Source organism: Pseudomonas frederiksbergensis (assembly GCF_001952935.1).
Taxonomy (GTDB): Bacteria; Pseudomonadota; Gammaproteobacteria; order Pseudomonadales; family Pseudomonadaceae; genus Aquipseudomonas; species Aquipseudomonas frederiksbergensis.
In genome coordinates this window covers 1,915,998-1,939,697 of record NZ_CP018319.1, presented here as the reverse complement: position 1 = coordinate 1,939,697, position 23,700 = coordinate 1,915,998, and the positions used below count along the sequence as shown (strand labels likewise).

General features: G+C 60.5%; 21 protein-coding genes and 1 pseudogene. 6 read left to right on the top strand and 16 right to left on the bottom strand.

Features of this window, described 5'->3' with window-relative positions; translation table 11 throughout:
• Nucleotides 1-75: 75 nt before the first annotated feature.
• From PFAS1_RS09020 to PFAS1_RS08975, 10 genes are all read right to left on the bottom strand, one after another.
• Complete coding sequence (locus PFAS1_RS09020) at nucleotides 76-501, bottom strand: acyl-CoA thioesterase (protein WP_076028923.1); 426 nt, start codon at nucleotides 499-501, stop codon at nucleotides 76-78.
• Nucleotides 494-2,038: an HAL/PAL/TAL family ammonia-lyase gene (locus PFAS1_RS09015; protein ID WP_076028922.1), complete on the bottom strand. Its 1,545-nt coding sequence runs from the start codon at nucleotides 2,036-2,038 to the stop codon at nucleotides 494-496. The genes PFAS1_RS09020 and PFAS1_RS09015 overlap by 8 nt, the downstream gene beginning before the upstream one ends.
• The gene (locus tag PFAS1_RS09010; RefSeq protein ID WP_076028921.1) at nucleotides 2,019-2,966 is read right to left on the bottom strand and encodes an LpxL/LpxP family acyltransferase; all 948 of its coding nucleotides are present in this window, start codon (nucleotides 2,964-2,966) and stop codon (nucleotides 2,019-2,021) included. The genes PFAS1_RS09015 and PFAS1_RS09010 overlap by 20 nt, the downstream gene beginning before the upstream one ends.
• A complete protein-coding gene (locus PFAS1_RS09005; RefSeq protein WP_076028920.1) occupies nucleotides 2,963-3,697 on the bottom strand; it encodes a glycosyltransferase family 2 protein in 735 nt (244 codons plus the stop codon). The genes PFAS1_RS09010 and PFAS1_RS09005 overlap by 4 nt, the downstream gene beginning before the upstream one ends.
• Before the next feature lie 149 nt (nucleotides 3,698-3,846).
• Nucleotides 3,847-5,529, bottom strand: a complete 1,683-nt coding sequence (locus tag PFAS1_RS09000) for an acyl-CoA synthetase family protein (RefSeq protein WP_076028919.1) — start codon at nucleotides 5,527-5,529, stop codon at nucleotides 3,847-3,849.
• The gene (locus PFAS1_RS08995) at nucleotides 5,526-6,071 is read right to left on the bottom strand and encodes a COG4648 family protein (protein WP_076028918.1); all 546 of its coding nucleotides are present in this window, start codon (nucleotides 6,069-6,071) and stop codon (nucleotides 5,526-5,528) included. The genes PFAS1_RS09000 and PFAS1_RS08995 overlap by 4 nt, the downstream gene beginning before the upstream one ends.
• Nucleotides 6,068-6,322 carry an acyl carrier protein gene (locus PFAS1_RS08990; protein WP_028622164.1) on the bottom strand — a complete coding sequence of 85 codons (255 nt, stop codon included), beginning with the start codon at nucleotides 6,320-6,322 and terminating at the stop codon, nucleotides 6,068-6,070. Before PFAS1_RS08990 ends, PFAS1_RS08995 begins: the two co-directional genes overlap by 4 nt.
• A 9-nt stretch (nucleotides 6,323-6,331) precedes the next feature.
• Nucleotides 6,332-6,592: a phosphopantetheine-binding protein gene (locus tag PFAS1_RS08985; RefSeq protein ID WP_008149626.1), complete on the bottom strand. Its 261-nt coding sequence runs from the start codon at nucleotides 6,590-6,592 to the stop codon at nucleotides 6,332-6,334.
• Nucleotides 6,573-7,382, bottom strand: a complete 810-nt coding sequence (locus PFAS1_RS08980) for a lysophospholipid acyltransferase family protein (RefSeq protein ID WP_046053983.1) — start codon at nucleotides 7,380-7,382, stop codon at nucleotides 6,573-6,575. Before PFAS1_RS08980 ends, PFAS1_RS08985 begins: the two co-directional genes overlap by 20 nt.
• Entirely contained in the window at nucleotides 7,358-8,083 is a 726-nt protein-coding gene (locus PFAS1_RS08975) for a beta-ketoacyl synthase chain length factor (RefSeq protein ID WP_076028917.1), read from the bottom strand. The genes PFAS1_RS08980 and PFAS1_RS08975 overlap by 25 nt, the downstream gene beginning before the upstream one ends.
• A 355-nt stretch (nucleotides 8,084-8,438) precedes the next feature.
• Here PFAS1_RS08975 and PFAS1_RS08970 point away from each other — a divergent pair, with 355 nt between their 5' ends.
• A complete protein-coding gene (locus PFAS1_RS08970) occupies nucleotides 8,439-9,209 on the top strand; it encodes a ParA family protein (protein WP_074872981.1) in 771 nt (256 codons plus the stop codon).
• 182 nt (nucleotides 9,210-9,391) lie between these two features.
• On the opposite strand, the gene trxC is transcribed toward PFAS1_RS08970, so the two are convergent.
• Nucleotides 9,392-9,826, bottom strand: coding sequence for a thioredoxin TrxC (gene trxC / locus PFAS1_RS08965; protein ID WP_076028916.1), 435 nt, complete (start codon nucleotides 9,824-9,826; stop codon nucleotides 9,392-9,394).
• A gap of 203 nt (nucleotides 9,827-10,029) precedes the next feature.
• On the opposite strand from trxC, the gene PFAS1_RS08960 reads away from it, so the two are divergent.
• Nucleotides 10,030-10,251: a hypothetical protein gene (locus tag PFAS1_RS08960; RefSeq protein ID WP_076028915.1), complete on the top strand. Its 222-nt coding sequence runs from the start codon at nucleotides 10,030-10,032 to the stop codon at nucleotides 10,249-10,251.
• Between the two features lie 18 nt (nucleotides 10,252-10,269).
• Here the strand turns inward: PFAS1_RS08960 and selO are convergent, their stop codons facing one another.
• The 4 genes from selO to PFAS1_RS08940 form a co-directional block, all read right to left on the bottom strand.
• Nucleotides 10,270-11,733: a protein adenylyltransferase SelO gene (gene selO, locus PFAS1_RS08955; protein WP_076028914.1), complete on the bottom strand. Its 1,464-nt coding sequence runs from the start codon at nucleotides 11,731-11,733 to the stop codon at nucleotides 10,270-10,272.
• A gap of 48 nt (nucleotides 11,734-11,781) precedes the next feature.
• Entirely contained in the window at nucleotides 11,782-15,132 is a 3,351-nt protein-coding gene (mscK, locus tag PFAS1_RS08950) for a mechanosensitive channel MscK (protein ID WP_076028913.1), read from the bottom strand.
• Between the two features lie 34 nt (nucleotides 15,133-15,166).
• The gene (locus PFAS1_RS08945; protein WP_076028912.1) at nucleotides 15,167-16,909 is read right to left on the bottom strand and encodes a potassium/proton antiporter; all 1,743 of its coding nucleotides are present in this window, start codon (nucleotides 16,907-16,909) and stop codon (nucleotides 15,167-15,169) included.
• 257 nt (nucleotides 16,910-17,166) lie between these two features.
• The gene (locus PFAS1_RS08940; RefSeq protein ID WP_076031509.1) at nucleotides 17,167-18,792 is read right to left on the bottom strand and encodes a methyl-accepting chemotaxis protein; all 1,626 of its coding nucleotides are present in this window, start codon (nucleotides 18,790-18,792) and stop codon (nucleotides 17,167-17,169) included.
• Nucleotides 18,793-19,067: 275 nt separating this feature from the next.
• Here PFAS1_RS08940 and PFAS1_RS08935 point away from each other — a divergent pair, with 275 nt between their 5' ends.
• The 4 genes and pseudogenes from PFAS1_RS08935 (at nucleotide 19,068) to PFAS1_RS30365 (ending at nucleotide 21,635) form a co-directional block, all read left to right on the top strand.
• The gene (locus tag PFAS1_RS08935; RefSeq protein WP_008149645.1) at nucleotides 19,068-19,298 is read left to right on the top strand and encodes a hypothetical protein; all 231 of its coding nucleotides are present in this window, start codon (nucleotides 19,068-19,070) and stop codon (nucleotides 19,296-19,298) included.
• On the top strand, nucleotides 19,295-19,597 hold the full coding sequence (locus tag PFAS1_RS08930; protein WP_076028911.1) for a cell division protein ZapA: 303 nt from the start codon (nucleotides 19,295-19,297) through the stop codon (nucleotides 19,595-19,597). Before PFAS1_RS08935 ends, PFAS1_RS08930 begins: the two co-directional genes overlap by 4 nt.
• 100 nt (nucleotides 19,598-19,697) lie before the next feature.
• Nucleotides 19,698-20,768: pseudogene (locus PFAS1_RS30370) on the top strand (HAMP domain-containing protein); the annotation flags it as partial.
• Nucleotides 20,769-20,789: 21 nt separating this feature from the next.
• Nucleotides 20,790-21,635 (top strand): methyl-accepting chemotaxis protein, encoded by an 846-nt coding sequence (locus PFAS1_RS30365; RefSeq protein WP_371922128.1) that lies wholly within the window; start codon nucleotides 20,790-20,792, stop codon nucleotides 21,633-21,635.
• 114 nt (nucleotides 21,636-21,749) lie between these two features.
• Here PFAS1_RS30365 and PFAS1_RS08920 read toward each other — a convergent pair whose 3' ends face one another.
• Nucleotides 21,750-23,552: an acyl-CoA dehydrogenase gene (locus tag PFAS1_RS08920; protein WP_076028909.1), complete on the bottom strand. Its 1,803-nt coding sequence runs from the start codon at nucleotides 23,550-23,552 to the stop codon at nucleotides 21,750-21,752.
• Between the last annotated feature and the right edge of the window lie 148 nt (nucleotides 23,553-23,700).

Genomic DNA, 23,700 nt, shown 5'->3' with positions numbered 1-23,700 from the left:
TCGCACTCAAGCGCGAGCAAGCTCGCTCGCCACAAGGAATTGGCTTGGCATCAAAAGAGGTGTCGATTCCTGGGGTCATGCGAGCACCCTTTCAACTGCGTCGGTGAAGACCCTGGGTGAGGCCAGCTGCATTTCGCGGCTGCTCATGTCGACGGCGACCTGCACGGAACTGGCACGGGTCAAGCGTTCGCCGGTTTGCAGATCGCTGATCAGGTAGCTGATCTTCAGACGGTTCTCCCATTCCACCAGATTGGCCCGCACGTTGAGCTTTTGGCCGAACACGGCGCCGCGCACATAACGCAATTGCAGATCGATCACCGGCCAGGCGTAACCCGACTCGACCATGGCCGTGTAGTTGTGGCCGATCTTGTCCAGCAGCGCGCAGCGGGCGACTTCCAGGTATTTGATGTAATGGCCGTGCCAGACGACGTTCATCGTGTCGACATCAAAGAACGGCACGAGGATTTCCGTATCGGTGTGAAGCACTCCCTTGCTACGCATGCAGCCTCCAGTGTTGCTCGGCGATGCGGTGCAGACACAGGCGCAATTCACCTTCCAGCGCGCGGTCTTCGATGACCGGCGGGAAGTCCTTGGCCAACTCTTCGTGCATGGCGGCCAGGGCTGGCGGCAATGGCCGTGCATCCTCGGCTTTGCTGCGCAGCCAAACGCCTTGGTTGGCGGCCAGCAGGGTGGCGGCGGCGACCTGTTCGGTCAGCTCCAGCACACGGATCGCATCGCGGGCGGCGATGGTGCCCATGCTCACTTTGTCCTGGTTGTGGCATTCGGTGGAGCGCGAGAAGACGCTGGCCGGCATGGTGTTTTTCAGCGCTTCGGCGGTCCAGGCACTGGTGCCGATCTGCACGGCTTTGAAGCCATGGTTGAGCATCGCCCGATCCGCGCTGGCGCCGGACAGGTTGCTCGGCAAACCGTGGTTGTAACGCTCGTCCACCAGCAGGGCGAGTTGACGATCGAGCAGGTCGGCGACGTTGGCCACCAGGTTTTTCAGGCTGTCCATGGCGAACGCAATGTGGCCGCCGTAGAAGTGCCCGCCGTGCAGCACGCGCTCGGCTTCGGCGTCGATGATCGGGTTGTCGTTGGCGCTGTTGAGCTCGATCTCGATGAACGAGCGCAGCCAGTTCAGGCTGTCGGCCAATACGCCGAGGACGTGGGGTGCGCAACGCAGGGAATAGCGGTCTTGCAGACGATGCAGCGGCGCGGTCGGCGCGTCGATCGCCAGATCCTTGCGCAGCCACGCGGCGACTTGCATTTGCCCCGGATGCGGTTTGGTGGCGAACAGGCGCTCGTCGAAGTGCTCGGGGTTGCCTTGCAGGGCGACCACGTTCAACGCGGTGATGCGCGTGGCCAGTTGCAGCAGGTAATCGGCGCGGGCATAGGCCAGGCACGCGAGACCGGTCATGACGGCGGTGCCGTTCATCAAGGCGAGGGCTTCTTTGGGGCGCAATACCAGCGGCTCCCAGCCGAGTTCGCGGTGTACGTCGGCCGCTTGCCAGCGCTCGCCACGGAACATCACTTCACGCTCGCCGGACAACGTCGCGGCGACGTAAGACAACGGCGTCAGATCACCGCTGGCGCCCACCGAGCCCTCTTCCGGGATCAGCGGCAGAATGTCGTGTTCGAGGAAGGCTTGCAGGCGTTCCAGCAGTTCCACGCGCACCCCGGACACGCCGTGGCACAGCGACTGCAACCGCGCCGCCAACACCGCGCGAGTGGCCTGCGCATCAAGCAGTTTGCCCAGGCCGCAGCCGTGGAAGGTGTACAAATGACGAGGCAATGCCTCGACGTGATGCAGCGGCACCGCGACCACACAGGAATCGCCGTAACCGGTGGTCACGCCGTAGATCACGCCTTCCTTGTCCAGCAGGGAGTCCAGGAATCGCGCACCCTTGGCGATACGCTCACGGTACGCAGGGTCGCTTTGCAACTGCGTCGGCACCTGACGGTTGGCCAGGGCCAGCACGTCTTCGATGCGCAAAGGGAGTTCGCCGAAGGTTACCGGCTCAAGCGTTGGCGTCGTCATCGGTCTTCCAGAAAGGGTAAAAGTTGAACCATTGTCGGGGCGCTTCAAGGCAATAGTGACCCAAGCGTTCGGCATAGCGGGAAGCCCACTGATGAATGACCTGCTCGCGGTCGCTGCGCTTCCACACCACGGCTTCGGCGAACGGTTCGAGGGTCAGTCGATAGTCGCCCGTCGGCTTCTTCAGGCACAGCATCAGGTTGATCGGGCATTTCAGCAGACCGGCCAGCAACCAGGGCCCCTGCGGGAACGCAGCTGGATGGCCGAGGAAATCCACCGTCACGCTGCGCCCGCCGTGCAGCGGAACGCGATCGCCAGCAATCGCCAGCCATTCGCCGCGCTCCAGGCGCTCATGAAGTTGCAGCATGATCAGCGGGTCCAGCTCGCTGACCTGAATCAGGCGCAAATTGGTCGCGCCGGCTTCACCGAGCAAGCGGTTGAATTGCTCGGCGTGCTTGGTGTGCACCAGCACGTTCATCGTGACTTTTTCGCCGATCTCGGCCAGCGCACGGCAGACCTCGAGATTGCCCAGATGCGCGCCTACCAGCATCTGCCCGCGGGTGCCGCGCAGTTGATTGCGCAGCAAGGCCGGGTCGATGATTTCGATCTGTTCGATGCTCAACTTGCCGTTCCAGACGTCGAGCTTGTCGAGCATTGAGTCGGCGAAGGCCATGAACTGGCTGAAGACTCGCCAATGGCTCGGGCGCAATTCGTTGCGACCACTCCAGTCGGCGAGCCGCTGCTGGTATTGCCAGGCGCTGTGACGGGCGCTGCGCCCGAACAGGAAAAAATACAGGACGATGCCGTACAGCAGCGGGCTCAGCAGTCGACGGCCGAGCACTTTGGCGCAGAATGCGGTGAATTTCATCAGCCAGAAACTGCCGCGCTCCTGGCGGTCAGCCCAGTGCTTTTTATCGGCGTCAGTGCTCATGCTCGCCACCGTCGCCAGAGAATCACTGGCGCCCGCAGCAACATGCCGAAGAACAACCGGGTGTGCATGCTCGTAATCAGCACGTTGTCGTGGAACAGGCGGAAATGCGAGACGCCATCCAGCGGGTAACGGACGTTGGTTTGCAGCCATTGCATGGGCAGATTGCGCCAGGCCAGTCGTACCAGGATGTCCGAGTCGAAGTCCATGCGCTTGCCGATCTTCGCCGAATCGATCAGCGCCAGGGTCGGCGGTAGCGGATAGACGCGGAAGCCGCACATGGAATCGCGAATCTGCAACGACAGGGTGTTGATCCAGACCATGACGTGAGTCAGGTAGCGTGCGTACAAGCGACCTTTCGGCACGCTGGCGTCGTACCGCGGATAGCCGCAGATCACCGCCTCGGGATGGGCGCGCGACAGTTCGATAAAGGTCTGGACATCTTGCAAGTCATGCTGGCCGTCGGCGTCCACCTGCAAGGCATGGCTGAAGCCCAGGCGCGAGGCTTCACGCATGCCGGTCATGACCGCGCCACCCTTGCCCTGGTTGGCGCCGAGCCGGATCAGGAACACTTTGTCGCGCCGGGCCAATTGGTCCAGCACCTTTGCGCAGGGTTTATCGCTGGCATCGTCTACCAGAATGCATGGCAGGTTGCTGGCGAGCAGCGCATCGACCACCGTGGTGATGGCGGTTTCGTGGTTGTAGACCGGGACCACGGCGCAGGGGTTATGCATGCTTGTGTTCACCTGAAAGACCGAGGTGCCTGCTTCGCGAGCAAGCCCGCTCCCACATTTGATCAGTGTCGAACACCCATTTTGTGCACGACGCCAATCCATTGTGGGAGCGGGCTTGCTCGCGAATGAGTGCGCAGCACTCACCATAGTTATGCATCGCCGGAGGCCTCCAGCAAGATCCGCCCACTAGAGCAGGTCGCAGTTTCGTTGCGATAGGTGAAATACAACTTGCTGCGCGTCGGATCGAAGCGCAGGTGCAGCTGGACTTCATCGCCGGGGCGTACCAGTTGCTGGAATTTCAGCACTTCCATGCCAGCGAATTTTGCCGGCAGGTTCATCAGTTGCTGACCCAGCGTCAACGCCCATTCCACTTGCACCACGCCGGGCAATACCGGTGTCTGGGGGAAGTGGCCGCTGAAGTAGGCGAGGTCGGGTGGTACCGCCAGTTGCAGGTTCCATTCGCCATCGATTTCGAGCTGATCCAGCACTTCCGGCGCCTTTGGGCGCGGCGCCAGCAGCAGGGTTTCAACGGTGGCTTGGGGCAGTTTGCCCTGAGCGTTCAGCGGCAGTTGCCGCAGCAGGCGCCAGCGTCGTGGCAGGGCCAGGGCTTCGCAATGCTGGTGCAGATGCTGACGCAGTTCTTGCGTGAGGGTGCGTCGACCCTGATTGCGCAAGGCATGCAGGCCTGATTCGGTCAGCACCAGCAGCGCACCTAATGAGGCGCGGTTTTCCTGAACCACGCCAAGACGCGCTTCGGCGACCCAGTCGTGGGCCATCAGTGCCTGTTCCAGCATCGGTAGCGAGATACGTTTTTCTTCCAGTTTGACGATCCGGTCCAGGCGTCCGAGCAGTTCGAATCGACCGTCGGCAGCGAATCGTGCGGCATCCGCGGTGTGTTCGATATGCCCGGGAGGCAAGTACGGCGAAGCAATGAGCAGGGCGCCGTCGCTGTCCTGGCTCAACTCGATACCCGCAAAGGGCTGCCAGAGCGCGAGCCCCTGACGCCAGGCGATACCGCCGGTTTCCGAGCTGCCGAGGATCTCTGTCGGCCATTGCTGCAAGCGTTGCTGAAGGCTATGTGCAGCCTCGGCCGGCAAGGCACCTCCGGAGGAAAATACTCGGCGGACCGCACTTAATGCGGTCCAGTCGAGGTTGTCGCCCATGCGCTTGAGCAGCGCCGGGCTGGCGACCCAGGCAAACGCCGGGTGTTCGCGGCTGGCGCGCTGCAGGTCTTCAGGGAATGCCAGTTGCTTGCGCACAAACGAGCGCCCGGCGCACAGCGGCCACAACACTCGAAACAATAATCCGTAGATATGTTGAGTGGCGACGCTGCCGATAATGCAAGCCGCGCCAAGATCGGCGCCCCAGAGCTGTTCCAGCGCTTCGACTTCATTGGCCAGTTGGCGCAGGGTTTTGTCGATGCGCTTGGGCTCGCCGCTGGAGCCGGACGTGCACAGGCTCAGCGAACAGCGATCCAGATCCAGTGCAGCCGCGATCAACGGCGGATGCCGGTAATCGCTCAGGTGTGCGTCATCGGCCTGATCGGTCAGCCACAGATCGACTTCGGTCGACCAGCGCTGGCGAGTCTGGGCTTGCAGGTCTGCGGGCAGCAGCACGCTGACCCCGGCGCGCCAGGCACCGAGCAGGGCAATCGCCAGGTCAGCGGCGTCCTCAAGGTGCACGGCAATACGCCGCACACCCTGGGCTTGCAGGCCCGCGGCGAGGCTTAAAGCCTGTTCGCACAGCTGAGCGTGGTTCAGGTTCGGTTCGGCCGTCACGGCACGTTCCGGTTGTGCCTTGAGCAACAGGTGCTCAAGTTTTATCCAATTCATGGGTGGCCTCGTACCCGTTGTCGTATAAGCCATTCAATGGCAAACAGCAGGCCCATCAATCCGTAGGAAATCAGGCCGGTGTACAACATCCACCAACTGAGCGGCGCCCAAAGGGTCAGGGCGGCAGCGAGCAAACCGTTACAGAAGAAAAACACGCACCAGACGATCGTCACCTGGCGGGTATAAACAATCGCCTTGGCCGGCAGTTGCGGTTCGCGCAAACGCGCCAGGCGTTCGATGATCGGCGGGCCAACGATCAAACTCAGGCCAAACAGGCCGAGCATGAACGCACTGATCAGCACCGGGTACCAGCGCAACAGCAGCGGGCTGTCGAACAACGCCAGCAACAGGCAAAAGGCAATCGCGGTGATTGCCATCCACAAACTGCCAGGCTTGCGCGTACCGAACAGCGCCCGGGCCAGCCACAGGCTGCCCAGCAGCAGGCCGAACTGCCACGGCGCGAAATGTTCCATGCCGAAATACACCGCGAAGGGGTACAGCAGGCCCGCCAGCAGCAGGCCGAGGCCGATCAGTCGGCTCATGCGGCCGGCTGAACCAGACGGTAGACCGCCTCGACCACATCGCTGACGGTACGCACCGACTTGAACTCTTCGGCAGCGATTTTCTTGCCGGTCTGGCGCTTGATGTGATCGATCAGGTCGACCGCGTCAATGCTGTCGATTTCCAGGTCCTGATACAGGTTGGATTCGAGGCTTACACGCTCCGGCTCCAGCTCGAAGAGTTCGACCAGAGCATCACGCAGGGTGTTGAAGATGTCGTCACGAGTTTGCATGGTCCGGTCTCAAGCTGCCTGTTTTGCAGTGACGAACGCCGCAAGGCTCGCCACGTTGCTGAAGTGATTGCGAGTGTCCTTGGCGTCGGCGTCGATTTTGATGCCGTATTTTTTCTGGATGGCCAGGCCGAGTTCCAGAGCGTCTACCGAATCCAGGCCCAAGCCTTCGCCGAACAGCGTCTGGTCGTCGCCGATGTCTTGTGCGCTGATGTCTTCAAGGCCCAGGGCGTCGATGATCAGTTCTTTGATTTCACGGTGTAGATCGCTCATCTTCGGCGAGCTCCTTAATGTAGTAGTGATGCAAATAGTCATTGAGCTTGCGCGAGGCCTGAGGAGCAGGGCCCAGCGAGGCAAAGGCTTGTGGATCTATATCGGCCCCGACACGGAAACTGAAGTGCACGCGGCGTTTGGGGATCCGATACCAGGGTTCGGCCTTGGTCAATGTGGTCGGGTTGACCTTGATGATCACGGGGGTGAGGATTTTCGCACCGCGCAGGGCGATTGCCGCAGCCCCCCGATGGAAGGCGGGTGCCTGGCCGGGCTGAGTGCGGGTGCCTTCGGGAAAGATGATCAGGGTCTGGCCGCTTTTCAGCGCGTCGGCAGCGGCATCAAGCATGTCCATGCTGCCGTCGTTGCTGATGTATTCGATGCAGCGTAGCGGGCCGCGGGTAAAGGGGTTCTCCCAGAGGCTTTTCTTGACCACGCAGTTGGCGTGGCGCACCAGGCCGATCAGGAACACCACATCGATCAGCGACGGGTGATTGGCAATGATCATTTGCCCCGGCCGACCGAGTTTTTCGGCGCCCTGGATGTCGTAAGTCAGCACGCCGGTACGCGCCATGAACCGCACAAAAAACCAGAACAGGCGGGCGACGGTGTGCCGCGCTCGCCGCCGGTGTGTCCGGGCATCGCCGGGCAGGCAATTGAGCAGCGGAAAAACCACAAGCCGCAGGCACAGCCCGCCCAACCCGAACAGGGTGAAGCTTGCGGCGGTAGCCAGCAGGCGCCAGTAATAGGCGTCGCGGTTTTTTTCGGTTACAGGTTGCGTTGCCAGGTCCATACACGATTTTTCCAGGCATGTTGGCAGGTGGTCTGCTGGCCGAGCAGGGTACGCAATAGGTTCAAGGCATGGGGCCATTGGGCTTTGGACAACTCATCCGAGGCGCTGTTCAGGGACAACTGCCAGTCGTTTCCGGGAGTGATCAGCAGGCCGACCGCGTAAGGGAACGGCACGTCGTCGATCCAGGTCGAATAGGCCTTGGGCGGTTGCTCTTCGGTGACGATCAGCAGGACCGCGGGAGCGCCCTCGGCAAGCAAGGCCGCGGCCTCTAGCATGCCGTGTTCAAGGCCGTCGCCGGCTGCTGCGAGGGCCGTCATTTCACTGGTTTCGCCGCGCAGGATCGACCACAGGCCGATGATCGCGTTGTGCACAGACAGGCTGAATTGAGTCGGTGACAGCGGTTGATCGGCAGCCAGGTCGCTGAGAATCTCGAAAGTGCGCGGGGTTTCGCCGTGGCGCGAAATAAAGACCAACGGTAGGTCCTGGCGGCCATCGGCCAATGGCCAGCCGACACTGAACGCCATCCGCGCGAGACGACTGAGTCGCCGGCGCTGCATGGCCGGCAGAAACGAGACGTCGGGTGCGGCATCGCTGCTCGCAAGCACGACCGGTTGTCGGCTCCAGGCTTGCCAATCGTCCACGCTTTCGAGCCCAGGGGCCCACGCGCGCCATTGGGCGATGTTGAAATTGATCACAGACATTCATCCCGCCCCTGCGGGCTTCCTTGACGCGGCGAGTCGCAAAACACGCGAACTACCTTACGGAGCGCTGAGCGCTGAGTGGTGCGCATTATCCCGTTGCAGCGGGCGTGTAGCAAATGATGGTTACATTTTGCTCAATGAAATGTACCGGTTGGTTCGTGCGAGGCTGTCACTTGGCCATTATCCACATCGTAGTGAGCCTGTCTGTCGGCTCTAATCGGAGATCAACGACAGAGTCAGCGGCTTTTTTACTGAGAGATTGCCGATGACTGTGTAGTCCCGATGCCAGCGAGGTAGCTAAGCAGCGCCGTGGACTACTACACTCGGTCATTCTTTGATACACGGAGGTTTTGACATGCGGCGCGTGGTGTTCAATCAGAAAGGTGGCGTAGGCAAATCCAGCATTGCCTGCAATCTGGCGGCGGTCAGTGCCAGCGAGGGTTATCGCACCCTGTTGGTGGATCTCGATGCCCAGGCCAACTCCACTCAGTACCTGACGGGCCTCACCGGTAATGACATTCCTATGGGTATTGCCGATTTTTTCAAGCAGACCCTGTCATCCGGACCGTTCTCCAAGAAAAACCAGGTCGATATCTACGAAACCCCGTTCGACAACCTCCACGTCATCACGGCCACCGCCGAGCTGGCTGACTTGCAGCCCAAGCTTGAGGCCAAGCACAAGATCAACAAGCTGCGCAAATTGCTCGAAGAGCTGAGCGGCGATTACGACCGGATCTACCTCGATACGCCGCCAGCGCTGAATTTTTACGCGGTATCTGCATTGATTGCCGCTGATCGTGTGCTAATTCCCTTCGACTGCGACAGCTTCTCGCGCCAGGCGCTGTACGGCCTGTTGGCGGAAATCGAAGAATTGAAGGATGACCATAACGAAGGGCTGGAAGTCGAAGGGATTGTCGTCAACCAGTTCCAGGCTCGCGCCAGTCTGCCCCAGCAAATTCTCGACGAACTGATCGCCGAAGGCCTGCCGGTATTACCGGTGTACCTGGGCAGTTCGGTGCGCATGCGTGAATCCCACCAGGCCAACACGCCGCTGATTCACCTCGACCCGCGTCATAAGCTGACGCAGCAATTCGTCGATCTGCACAACTTGCTGGAAAATGCCTGATTGCGTGGATGACGCCCAATCACTGTGGGAGTGAGCCCCTGTGGCGAGGGGATTTATCCCCGTTGGGCTGCGGAGCGGCCCCGGCATTTCAAAGTTAAAGCGCGTTTACGACTGCTTCGCAGCCGAACGGGGATAAATCCCCTCGCCACAGGGGCCCGCTCCCACATTTGATTGAGGTGTTCTTAAATCCCCTGACTACGCAACCAGCTCATCAACTGCGGTAACGGGAAGGCCCCGCTTTGACGCGCCACTTCCCGGCCGTTCTTGAACAGGATCAGACTCGGGATCGAACGGATCCCCAGCTGCGCCGACAGCTGCTGGTTGGCCTCGCTGTCCAGCTTGGCCAACCGACATTTGCCGGCCAATTGCACCGCCGCCTGCTCGAACACCGGCGCAAACGACTTGCACGGCCCACACCAATCCGCCCAAACGTCCACCAGCAACGGCAGATCACCTTTGATCTGGCTGGCGTAATCGATTTGCTTCAGTTCAAAGGGTTTGTTCAGCAGGACTTCGGCTTTGCAGCGGCCGCATTTTGGATGGTCGTTGAGACGCTCGGCGGGGATGCGGTTGAGGCCGTTGCAGTGGGGGCAGGGGATGAGGAGTGGGTCGGTCATGGTTGGCTCTTCGAAAGTTGGCAGTCGATGCGATGGATCTGGAGGCAAAGCCCGCGTTTATCAAGGCAGAGATATGTAGGCAGGAGCCTTCTGCAATTGGAGAGGTGACCTACAGGTCAAGGTGCCTCTGTCTGCTAGTTAGCGAGTGATTCAACTCTTAACCTTCACTCGCACTTTCAGATAGCAACCAAACAGGTACGAAAATGAGTGAACTCGTCAAGCAAGCCATTGAACATTGGCCATCTGTGTCATGGTTATTGAAACGTCCTGAATCCGAAGCTGAATACAATCGGTTGGTCGAGTCGCGGGATGAGCTGCGGGGAATGATGGGCAGCGATGAATTGCATCCGCTGGAGGGGCTGGTGTCGATCATAGGCGACCATATCGAAGCCTATGACCGTGCGCACCGATCAATGCCAATTTGAAATATTCAGTGTTTTACCTCAAGACGAACAACTGATCTCCAGATGCTTGCCCCACTCCGGCGGCCGCTCCGCATAGCTCTCCATCCCCGGTTGCTCCTCGAACGGATTGCTCAGCACCGCGTGCAGCCGACGAACTTCTGCATAGTCGCCGCTCTCCGCTGCATCGATGGCTTTCTGCGCCAGGTAGTTACGCAGGATGTAGAGCGGATTGACCGCATGCATCCGTTTGCGGCGTTGTTCCTGAACAACCTCGCCTTCACGGGTGACCCGGGCGATGTAGAGCTCGCCCCATGCATCGAAGCCCTTGATGTCGACGAAGTCATCGCGCAAACGGGCGACGGCCAGTTCCGGTGACTCATCCCCCAACCGGCGGAAAAACAGGCTGTAGTCGACGCCACTGTTCTGCATCAGTTGCAGCAGGTGCTCCAGCAGTTTCTGGTCATCATCTTCGGCCGTGGTGAAACCGAGGCGGCGGCGCATCAGGTCCAGGTAATGGGCCTGGTACAGCGGGAAGTACAGGCCGAGGGTTTCACGCAGGGCTTCGACGCTGATGAACGGCGTCAGGGCCTGGGCGAGGGCGCTGAGGTTCCACTGGCCGATCGGCACCTGGTTGCTGAAGGAGTAACGGCCCTGGTCATCGGAATGGTTGCAGATGAAATGGGCATCGAAATCGTCGAGGAAGGCGAACGGGCCGTAGTCGAAGGTAATGCCGAGGATCGACATGTTGTCGGTGTTCATCACGCCGTGGCAGAAGCCATAGGCCTGCCATTTGGCGATCAGCTCGGCGTTGCGCTCGACGATTTCGCGAAACATCGCCAGGTACGGTTCCGGCTGTTCCAGGCATTCCGGGAAATGCATGGCCAGCACGTGGTCGCCGAGTTCTTTCTGCTTCTCGGGACGTTTGGTGTAGTAGAAATATTCGAAATGCCCGAAACGCACATGGCTCGGCGCCATGCGCAGGACCATGGCCGCGCGTTCCTGCTTCTCGCGCCACACCGGCGTGTCGGAGCCAATCACGCAGAGGGCGCGGGTGGTCGGGATGTTCAGGGCATACAGCGCTTCGGAGGCAAGAAATTCGCGGATCGAGGACCGCAGCACCGCCCGCCCGTCACCCATGCGCGAAAAGGGCGTCTGGCCGGCACCCTTGAGGTGCAGGTCCCAATGCTCGCCGGCCTCGTTGTAGACCTCGCCCAGCAACAGACCGCGACCATCGCCCAACTGTGGGTTGTAGGACCCGAACTGATGTCCTGAATAGACCATTGCCCTGGGGACCGCGTCGGCCCAGAGCTTATGGCCGCTGAACAGTTCGGCGAACTCAGGGGTTTCGGCTTCGGCAGGGTCGAGATCGAGCAGCGCCATGGCGGCAGGGCTGGCCACCACCAGGCGCGGGTTGTCGATCGGCTCGGGCAGCACGTGGGTGGAAAACGTATCGCCCAGGCGAGCGAAACGATTATCGAAGGTCAGTTCGTCGAGGGCTTTCAAGGGCCATCTCCAGCAGAATGTCCGAGCATTCTGCTAGGGATAAGCCGCTTAGTCGAGCTTGGCGGCTGGCGGCTCTTGCAGCGGTTGGCCATCGGGTTTGGGCACGATGGTTTTGGCTTCCGGATCGACGGGTACCATTCTGTATTCCTGGCCCTGGATGTTCTTGAGGTAAACCTCCATCTGCCGGAACGAGATGTTGATGTGCTGCTTCTTGAACTCGCGATTGATGAAGCGGTTGACCTCGTCGAGCACCGGGTTACGGTCACCGAGGTCGCGCACATGCATGCGCAGCTCGTGGTCGAGGGTGCTTTCGCCGAAATTCAGGAAGTACACGTGAGGTTCCGGGTCTTTCAGCACTCGCGGGTTATCGCGCGCGGCCTTGAGCAGCAATTCCTTGACCAGGTCCAGGTCCGAGCCGTAATCGACACCGAGCTTGAGGGTCACTCGGGTGATGGTGTCGGTCAGGGACCAGTTGATCAGTTGTCCTGTAATGAACGTCTTGTTCGGGACGATGATGTCCTTGCGGTCGAAGTCGGTGATGGTCGTGGCACGGATGCGGATCTTGCTCACCGTGCCGGACAGGTTGCCGATGGTGATGGTGTCGCCGATCCGTACCGGACGTTCGAACAGGATCATGATCCCGGAGATGAAGTTCGCGAAGATTTCCTGCATCCCGAAGCCGAGACCCACCGACAGCGCCGCCACCAGCCATTGCAACTTGTCCCAACTCACGCCAAGTGTCGACAGGGTCGAGACGAAACCGATACCGGCGATCACGTAGGACAGCAAGGTAGTGGTGGCGTAGGCGCTGCCCTGAGCCAGGTTCAGCTTCGACAGCACCAACACTTCCAGCAACCCCGGCAAGTTGCGCGCGAGGGCGAAGGTGATGCCGATGATGATCAACGCGCCGAGCATGTCGCCAATGCTGATCGGCACCATGCTCATGTTGGCGCCGGTGCCGCTGGTGTATTCGTAGAGGGTGACGTTATCCAGGTACGAGAACACCGAGATCAGGTCCGACCAGACCCAGTACAACGCCGCGATGAAGCCGCCCAGCAGTGCCAGGCGGATCAGGCGCAGGGACTGTTCGTTGACCTTCTCGATATCCAGCGTTGGCTCTTCGATCACCGCTTCGCCGTCGCCGGCCTCTTTCGCGGCCTGGCGTTTGGCCAGGGCGCGCTGGTAGGCCAGGCGGCGTGCGGCAACGCTGAGGCCGCGCACGAAGGTGGCCTCGATCACCAGCCAGAACATCAGCAGGTAAAGGGTGTTGATCAACCGGTCACTGAGCTTCAGCGCGGTGTAGTAATAGCCGAAGCACACCGCCACGAACAGCGCCACAGGCAGGACGGTGAATATGACCCCCACGGCCTTGCGGAACAACGAAGCGTTCTGGTGAGTCGGGCTGCTGATCAGCAGGCGACTGAGCAGCCAGGCCATCAACGCGTAGCAGGTCAGCACCACCGGCATGCCGAGTACGTCATCGGCCAGGGTGGCGGGTTGCAGCTCGGCGACCGCCACCACCGCGACCAGGGCCATGACCACCAGACCGAGTCGACGGACCCAGCCCTGCAGGAATTCGACTTGCGGTTTTTCCCAGCGGAAATGCAGTTCGGCCACGCCGCCCGGCGCAAGTATCCGGTAGGCGGTGTAGAACACTAGCCAGGCCTGGGCCATTTGCAGCAGCGCTGCGCCCATGTTCGCGTTTTGTCCGCGGGCGTCGATTTGCAAGGCCAGGCCACACAAGGCCAGGCCCAGGGACACCGGCATCGCCAGCAGAATGTTGATCAGGATGGCCTGCGGCGTGTGCCACTGGCTGTCGCGTTTGAAGTGGCCGATGTCCTGGTGAACCTTGCTCAGTCGGGCATACAGGCTTTTGCGTCGCCACAGCAGGGCACCGATCAACAGCGCCAGGGGCAGGAACAGCAGCGGCCGTTGGGTCAGGCCGTCACCTAATTCGCTCAGGCTGGAAGCCCACGGCAGCGTGGTGACCTGACGTTCCAGGCGCTCCGGCACGGCGCGCATCCATTCCAGGTCCAGCGGCTTGTTGCTGGGAATCCAGAACATCTGCTCATCGAGGGTCGCCCGCAGGCTTTGCGCGGTGCTGAGCAGTTGCTTCTGGTTGAGTTGCAACGTGATGGATTCGTTGAGCACCGCGCTGAGTTCGCGGTTCAGCCGCTCCAGCAGGTCGGCGCGGGTCGTGGCCAGGTCCAGCAGGCTCTTGCGCAATTGCGGGGTGACTTGCTCGGGAGGCTGGGTCGACAGCAGGTTGTCGACGTAGGTCGCCGGGTTGCTGAGCAGTTCCCGTTGCTGGCTGACTTCGAATTGATAGAGGCGAATGTCGGCGATCTGGTCGGCCAGGTCTCGGTCGAGCTTGAGGCGTGGCAGGGCCTGCTTCTGTTTGTAGAGAATCTTGGAGAGCAGCAGGCTGCCCTTGAGCACGTTGATCTGCTCTTCCAGCGCCGAGTCGCTCTGGGTCACGTTGTCCAGTTGCTGCTTGGTCTGCAGGTTTTGCTGGGTGACTTCGTTGAGGCGGTCGGTGCTTTTGAGCAGGTAATCGGAAAGCTTGAGGTTGGCTGCGCTTTCGGTAGCCAGCAGGGTACTGCCGCCGGATTTCTGCGCTTCGATGGACTGCTGGGTCACCGTCTCCTGGGACTGGGCCAGGCGCTTCTGGTTGATCAGGGTTTGCAGCTCCTGGATTTCCTGATCCAGGCGATCGGATTTTTCCGAGAGCAAGTCATGCTGGCTGTTGCCCAGGTCCTGCAGTTGATTGTTGCCGGCCAGTTCCTGGCGACGCAACGGGATCAGGGCATTCAGCGCCGCGAGCTCGGCGTTGAGCAGGTCGCGTTGCTCAGGGGTCAAGGTCTTGCCGGCGTCCTTGCCGATCTTGAGGATGTTGTTGATCTGCTGGATGCGCGTCTGGCTGGTGGAAATTTCCGCCTGGGCGCGTTCGGGGCGGGTCTGGGCGGTGATCACCAGACTGTTGGCGTCCGAGAGGGCCTTCTGCAGATCGCTTTGCTGAGTGGAGCGCTCGGTGAGCATTTGCTCCAGTTGCTGAATAGGCTCTTTGGCATAGCGCTGCGGCACCGGCAGCACTTTGCTGGCTTTGAGCTTGGTCAGTTCTCGCTGGTTTTCGATGTTCTGCTTTGGGGCGTTGGCCAGTTGCTGCTTGAGATCGGCCAGCTTCTGCTCGTAATCACGCTTGTTGTTGAGTTGTGTCAGCGTGTTTTGCAGGATGCTCTGCAGGGCTTTCTGATCGGCTTCCGGCAATTTGCGCTCGGCGATCTTGTTCAGGTTCGCCTGCACGGCTTCGCTGGACGGCGGTTCGGCCGCTTGCAATGTACCGACAGAAAGACTCAAGCCCAGCAGGGCCGTAATGATGAACGTGCGCAGGGTTGACATAGAGACCGATCGAAAGCGAGACGAAGTGTGGAGTTTAGAGGAAGAGTCCCGGGCCGGGGCGACTTCCTTCGGGGAATCTGACGCCCACTTTACCGATCTTGTTCCCTTCCATGACAGCGACGGTCCAAATGGTGTTGTTCCATTCCACCTGGTCACCGACTACCGGAGCACCGCCCACTTTCTGGGCAATGAAGTGGCCGAGCGACATGTCCGGATCGATGCCTTCCACTTTCAACCCGTACAGCGCCGCAACCGCGGCCAACTGGGCGTCTCCTTCGAGTACGAAGTCGCCGAAGAAGCGCAAATCGAGGCCTCGTTGCGGTGCCTGGCTGAAGAGTTTTCCGAGGGCCGGAAGGTTGTGTTCGTGGCCGATTACGCACAGCAAATCGTCGACTTCGAGCACCGTACTACCCGACGGATGGAGCAGTTGCTGGCCCCGAAACAGGGCTGCAATGCGAGTGCCTTCGGGCATTTTCAGTTCGCGAAGGGGCGAGCCGATACACCATTTCTCGGCCCCGAGGCGATAAACGAACAGCTCCCACTCACTGGTGACGTGGACTTCCAGGGCTGCGCGGGAGATCGGTGCCGGCTCCGGCGGAACGGTCACTTTCAAAAGCTTCGCCACCCACGGCAGGCTCGTGCCCTGCACCAGCAACGACACCAGCACGATAAAGAAGGCGAGGTTGAAATAGAGCTGAGCGTTGGGCAGGCCGGCCATCAGCGGGAACACCGCCAGAATGATCGGGACCGCGCCGCGTAGCCCGACCCAGGAAATGAACGCCTTCTCGCGCCCATGGAATGCCCTGAAGGGCAGCAGGCCGACGATCACCGACAACGGCCGCGCAAACAGAATCATCCACAGCGCCAGGCCCAGGGCGGGCAGGGCAATCGGCAACAGGTCGTGGGGTGTTACCAGCAACCCCAGCACCAGGAACATGCCGATTTGTGCCAGCCACGCCATGCCGTCGAGCATGTGCAAAATGCCGTGGCGGCTGCGCACAGGGCGGTTGCCGATGACCAGACCGCACAGGTAAACCGCCAGGAAGCCGCTGCCGTGCAAGGCGTTGGTCAGGGCAAACACGACCAATCCGCCAGCAATGACCAGGATCGGGTACAGGCCGGTGGCCAAGTGGATACGGTTGACCAGTTGCAACATGACCCAGCCGCCGCCCAGACCGATGACAGCGCCGATACCGAACTCACGCAAAAAGTGCCCGAGCAGGCTCCAGTGCAGACCGGACTGGCCGCTGGCGAGCATGTCGATCAGGGTCACGGTAAGGAACACCGCCATCGGGTCGTTGCTGCCGGACTCGATTTCGAGGCTGGCGGTCACCCGTTCGTTCAGGCCTTTGCCGCCGAGCAGCGAGAATACCGCCGCGGCGTCGGTGGAGCCGACGATAGCGCCGATCAGCAGGCCCTGAATCAGGTTCAGATCGAACAGCCACGCGGCGGCCATGCCGGTCAGCCCGGTGGTGATCAACACCCCGACCGTCGCCAGCGACAGCGCCGGCCATAACGCCACGCGGAAGCTGGAAACCCGGGTGCGCAAGCCGCCGTCGAGCAGGATGACAGCCAGCGCGAGGTTGCCGACCAGATAAGCCGTTGGGTAGTTATCGAAGATAATGCCGGCGCCATCGACGCCGGCCGACATGCCCACCGCGAGGATGATCACCAGAATCGGGATGCCAAGGCGCGATGAAAGTGAGCTCACCAGAATGCTTGCACCTACCAGCAACGCGCCGATCAAGAACAGGCTGTTGATGGTCGTCGCATTCAAAGGCAGTACTCCAGAAAGCTAAAGGCGGGCGCAAACTGACCATGCAGTCTGCGTGCCAGCGATTCTAACCTGTTGAAATGTGATGCTGTCAAAAAGCTTTTTGCAGAGGGGGGACGCAAGGACAGTGATCGTTCCCTCGCTCTGCGTGGGAATGCCTCAACGGACGCTCCGCGTCCGCTTTTTGGGACGCGGAGCGTCCCGGGCTGCATTCCCACGCGGAGCGTGGGAACGATCAACATCCCCTCTCCATAGGGTTGTTAGAGGCTAAACCGCCCAACCATGTTGTTCAGGTCCAGCGCCAATCGCGACAACTCATTGCTCGCGGCACTGGTCTGGTTGGCCCCGGTCGCCGACTGCACCGACAGATCACGAATGTTCACCAGATTGCGGTCCACTTCACGGGCCACTTGCGCCTGCTCTTCGGCCGCGCTGGCGATGACCAGGTTGCGCTCGTTGATTTCGACGATTGCACTATTAATAGTGTCCAGCGACATGCCAGCACCACGAGCGATGTTCAACGTCGACTCGGCGCGTTCGGTGCTGTTGCGCATCGAATCCACCGCGTGCTCGGTACCGCTCTGGATGCTGCCGATCATGCGTTCGATTTCGCTGGTCGATTGCTGGGTGCGATGCGCCAGGGCACGAACCTCGTCCGCGACCACGGCAAATCCACGACCGGCCTCACCGGCACGGGCCGCTTCGATGGCTGCGTTCAATGCCAGCAGGTTGGTCTGGTCAGCCAGGCCGCGAATCACGTCCAGCACTTTACCGATGTCACGGGACTCGTTGGCCAGGTCGCCAATCAGGGTCGCGGTACTCTGCACGTCGGCGCTCATGCGTTCGATGGCGCTGACGGTTTCCTGCACCAGGTCACGGCCATCACCGGCAGAGGTGGTGGCATTTTTCGAGGCTTCGGACGTGCTGACGGCATTGCGCGCGACTTCTTCCACGGCGCTGGTCATTTCGTTGACCGCGGTGGCAGCCTGTTCGATTTCGTTGTTCTGCTGGGTCAGGCCACGAGCGCTTTCGTCGGTGACGCTGTTGAGCTCTTCAGCGGCGGACGCCAGTTGCGTGGCGGAACCGGAAATCCGTTGCAGGGTGTCGCGCAGCTTGTCCTGCATCTTCGACATGGCCAGCAGCAAGCGGCCGGCTTCGTCCTCACCATCGACGGTGATCGGGCGGGTCAGGTTGCCCTCGGCAATTTCTTCGGCAGCGCTCAGGGCGTTGGCGATCGGCTTGGTGATGCTGTTGGTCAGCAACCAGGCGAAAAGCAGGGTCAGGCCACTGGCGATGACCAGCAAGGTGATCACCAGATTGAGGGACGTCGAATACTGCTCACCGGCACGCGTGTCGGTTGCTTCTATCTGTTGGGTGTTGATCTCAAGCAACTTCGCGAGGGCCGAGTTGACTGCTTCGGAGTTGGAGAGCAATTCGCTGTTGAGCATGGCGCGCAGTTCGTCGACCTGGTTGTTGCGCGAGAGCGTCTTCATCCGGTCTTCGAGTTGGCGATACTGCGCCAGCAACTGCACGTATTGATCGTAAGCAGCGCGTTCCTGCGGGCCGTCGATCAGCGGTTCGTAGACTCGTTGAGCGTCGCGGATCTGCTGATTACGCAGTTCAAACAGCTCGAAAGTTTTCTGCTGCACATCAGGTTCGCGGTTCACCAGCAAACGATAGGACAGCACTCGCAGACGCAGGGTCAACTGAGTGAATTCGTCGAGGCTCTTGATGCTCGGCACGCTCATGGAGGCGATGTCTTCACCCGCACCGCGAATCTTGCTCATCTGGTTCAAGGCAAACACACCCAGAATCAGCATCAGGCCGCCAATCAGGGCAAAACCGAGGAACGCCCGTGGCGCGATATTCATATTACGAAGGGACATGGTGTTTACCGAAAAGAGCGCATCCGTGCGGCGCTGAGACTGACGTATGGATGGCTTATCGGTCATACGACTAAAGTCTTGAGGCCCTGCGCGTTTTTGTCGCACAAACGCTTCGGCGACGAAGTGCAGGAACCAGATCCGCCAATCACAGTCTTTAAAGTTCGCGAGGACGGTCGCCCGCCAGGAAAATCAAGGGTTTGCACCCCAATAACCCTGGCATCCGTGGTGACTTTTCTTTATCGTACGCGCCCTTTGAAAATGCTTGGAAAATCAAAATGTTGGAAGCATCCCTAAGCCAATTGGAACAGCTGGTCAGCGACCTGGTGCAACAGAACCAGACCCTGCTCGGCACCAACCAGACCCTGAGCGCAGAATTGGCCCAGGCCAAGGATGAAAACGAAAGCCTGCAACTGAGCCTGATGGAACAGGAAGAGAAACAAGGTGCCACCGCTGCACGCATCCAGGCCCTGGTTGAGCGCGTCAGCGCCGGCCCGGTCAGCGCATGAATCACGGCGCCGCAGGGGTAAAAGTCGTCTCGATCCTGGGGGAGGACTATTCGATCAAGGCGCCGGCCGGGGAAGAGCAAACCCTGCTGGACGCCGCGTTAATGCTGAAGGCTGCCCTGGCTGACACCAAAAGGAAGTACCCGACGCTGATCGGTGACCGCTTGCTGGTATTGGCCGCGATGAATCTGTGCTCCCAGCAGATTGAAATGAAAAAGCAGCACCAGCAGGAACTCGACCGTTACCAAGAGCAAGTCAGCGCCACGGTTGAAGTGATTTCCAAGACGATCAATCAGGCCTGATCGGCTTTGCGCACAACCAAAGAATAAATCGTCGTTTGTGTTGTATACAATCGGCACGGCTGTTGCAGTGTTTCAGCCTCTTATTCTTTGGGGGTGCTCCATGCAGTTCTGGCGACGCAGTATTCAATGGCAGTTGATCCTGAGCATGGGCACTGCCCTGCTGGTCAGTATCCTGATCGTGGTTGGCATTTATACCCTGGTGGTCAACCGTCTCACCGAGCGCTATCTGGTCGAACAAGCGCTGCCGTCGAGCATCGAAGCGATGCGCAACGACATCGAGCGAATCCTCGTTCAACCCCTCACTGCCGCCAAGGACATCGCCAGCAACAGCATGGTGCGCGACTGGTTGGCCGGGGGCGAAAACAGCGCCCAGACCGATACCTTCGTGAAGTATCTGGAAGGCATCCGCGCCGAGCACAAAGCCTTTACCGCGCTGATCGTCGGCACGGCTTCAAACCACTACTTCACGGAAAAAGGCCTGGACCGGACCCTTAGTCGTTCCAACCCCAAAGACGCCTGGTTCTATTCCTTTCTCGACAGCAATCAGCCGCGCACCCTCAATATCGACAATGACACCGCGACCGGAGAGTTGGCGCTGTTCATCGACCTCAAGGTCGAGCAGGCCGGCAAAGTCGTGGGCGTTGCCGGGCTTGGCCTGAGCATGAAAGAGCTGTCGGAGCTGATCCACAACTTCAACTTCGGTGAGCGCGGCAAGGTCTATCTCGTACGTTCCGACGGTTTGATCCAGGTTCATCCCGAGGCTCAGTTCAGCGGCAAACGCACCTTGGCCGAACAGATTGGCGCTGCGGCAGCGCAAGCGGTCATGGCTCAAAAAGCCGCCACCAGTAGCAGCTTTATACGCGAGGGCGAAGATTTCCTGGCATTGAGCCTGCCGTTGCGGGACCTGGGCTGGACGCTGGTGGCCGAAGTGCCGCAGTCGCAGATCTACGCCGAAGCCCGCCGCGCGATGTGGATGAGCAGCGGCATCGGCCTGGCGGTCGCGCTGGTTTGCCTGATGCTGGTGGTGTTGTTGGCCCGTGGCTTGGTGCGGCCGATTCGTCAGGTAACAGCGGCGCTGGTAGCCATCGGTAGCGGTGGTGGAGATTTGACCCACAGGTTAGATTCCAGTCGCGCCGATGAACTGGGTGACCTGGCTCGCGGCTTCAATCGATTCCTGGAAAGCCAGCGCGACATGATCGGCGAAGTGCTGACCACCAGCGAACGTTTACGCACGGCAGTCGGGCAGGTGGCGCGGGTGGTGGACAACACCGCTGAACGCTCTGGCCGCCAACAGGAAATGACCGACATGGTCGCCACTGCCGTCCACGAAATGGGCCTGACCGTGCAGGAAATCGCCCAGAACGCCGGCAACGCTGCGGTGGCTTCACAAACTGCCCGCGATGAGGCGATGCAGGCGCGGGAAGTGGTGGGCGGGTCGATCCGGCATATCGAAAGCATGTCGGATGAAATCGGCCTCGCTGCCAGCGCGGTGGGCGAGTTGGCCCATCAGGTGGCATCCATCGATCAGGTGCTGGCAGTGATTCGCGGGATCTCCGAGCAAACAAATTTGCTCGCGCTCAACGCGGCCATCGAAGCGGCGCGGGCCGGGGACATGGGGCGTGGGTTTGCGGTGGTGGCGGACGAGGTGCGCACGTTGGCGCGGCGGACGCAGTCGTCGACTGATGAGATTCAGCAGATGATCGGCAGCCTCAAGCAAGGCGCGGAGAACGCGGTGTCGTCGATGCATTCCGGGCAAGCGGCGACCGGTACGGGCGTCGAGTCGAGCCAGCGCACCGGGGTGTCGTTGACGGCGATTACCGGTCAGGTGGAGCGCATCAGCGACATGAACCATCAGGTGGCGGCGGCGACGGAAGAGCAGTCGGCGGTGACGGAAGAGATCAACCGGAACGTGCAGGGGATTTCTGATCTGGCCCGTGCCACCGCCGGGGAGGTCAGGGCTTGCCGTGAGGATTGTCAGACGTTGCAGCGGTTGGCCGATGATCTGGCGCGGCAAGTGGGTGGGTTCAAGTTGAGTTGATGAGTTGTCTGTGCGGGCGCCTTCGCGAGCAAGCCCGCTCCCACATTGGAACACGGTCACCTGTGGGAGCGGGCTTGCTCGCGAATGGATATCAGCAGCACCACAAGGCTCTAGTTAGAACCACTCATCCTGCATCGTCAAACACACATCATCCCGAGCCTCAAGAATCGCCAGTTCATGGTGACAACCCGGCACTTCCCACGTCAGAAAATACCGCGCCGCCTGCAGCTTGCCTTTATAGAAGCTCACATCCGCCACATTCCCTTTGGCCAACCCTTCCTCCGCGCGAATCGCCTGCTCCAGCCAGCGCCAGCCAATCACCGTGTGCCCGAACACTTTCAGGTACAGCGCCGAGTTCGCCAGGCTGCTATTAACCTTGCCTTGCCCCAAATCCGTCAGCAGGCCAATGGTCACCGTTTGCAGGCGCGCCAACAGTTTCTCCAGCGGCTCACGTAGCGTGGTCAACGATTCATACGCTTGAGCGCGCTCGGCGGTGTCGGCAATCAGGCGGATCAATTGCTTGAGCCCCGCACCACCGTTCTGCGCCAGTTTGCGACCCAGCAAGTCCAGCGATTGAATGCCGTGAGTCCCTTCGTGGATCGGGTTCAGCCGGTTGTCGCGGTAATACTGTTCCACCGGGTATTCGCGGGTGTAGCCATGGCCGCCGAGTATCTGGATCGCCAGTTCGTTGGCCTTCAGGCAAAACTCCGACGGCCAGGATTTGACGATCGGCGTGAGCAAATCCAGCAGTTCATGGGCCTGTTTGCGCTCGGCTTCAGTCTCAAGGGTCGTGGTGTCGTCAAACAGCCGCGCCGCGTACAACCCCAGGTCGAACGAGCCTTCGACGTAGGCTTTCTGGGTCAGCAACATGCGTTTGACGTCGGCGTGTTGAATGATCGCCACCGGTGCGGTATTCGGGTCCTTGCTGTCCGGCACGCGACCCTGCGGACGTTCGCGAGCGTATTCCAGGGAATACAGATAACCGGCGTAACCGAGCATCACCGCGCCCATGCCGACGCCGATCCGCGCCTCGTTCATCATCTGGAACATGTAGCTCAACCCGTGATGTGGCTTGCCCACGAGGTAGCCGACACACTCGCCGTTATCGCCGAAGTTCAGCGCGGTGGAGGTGGTGCCGCGCCAGCCCATCTTGTGGAACAGCCCGGCCAGCAACACGTCATTGCGTTTGCCCAGGCTGCCGTCATCGTTGACCAGAAACTTGGGCACGATGAACAGCGAAATGCCCTTCACCCCGGCCGGTGCGTCCGGCAACTTGGCCAGCACCATGTGCACGATGTTTTCCGACAGCGGGTGATCACCGCCAGAAATAAAGATCTTGTTGCCCTTGAGGCGATAGGTGCCGTCAGACGCAGGCTCTGCGCGGGTACGAATATCCGACAGCGACGAGCCGGCATGCGGCTCGGTCAGCGCCATGGTGCCGAAGAAACGTCCGTCGATCATCGGTTGCAGGAAGCGCTGTTTCTGCTCCTCGGTGCCGAAACTTTCGATCAGGTTCGCCGCGCCCATGGTCAGGAACGGATAAGAGGTCGACGCCGCGTTGGCTGATTGAAAGTGCGCGAAGCAGGCTTGGGACAGCAGCGTAGGAAGTTGCATGCCGCCGGCATCGAAACTGCGCGCAGCGTTGAGGAAACCGGCTTCAAGGAAGGCGTCCACCGCCGGTTTCACTTCCGGAATCAGAATCGCCTGACCATCCTCGTAGCGCGGTTCGTTCTCGTCACCCTTGCGGTTGTGCGGGGCGAAGAACTTCTCGGCGATGGTGCGGGCGGTGCCGATGGCGGCGTCGAAGGTCTCGCGGTTGTGCTCGGCGAAACGCTCACGCTGGGTCAGGCCCTCGGCATCAAGGACTTCATACAGCTCGAAAGCCAGATTGCGGGAACTGAGCAACGTCTCGGACATGGCGGCCTACCTTTTTTTGGAATGGACCGAGTCTAGGCGTGGGGAGGGCGGGCTGAACAGGATGATTGATGAGCGTGATGGTGGAGCAGAGCAGCGACTTAGCAGACACCCCAAAACAACTGTGGGAGCGAGCCTGCTCGCGATGAGG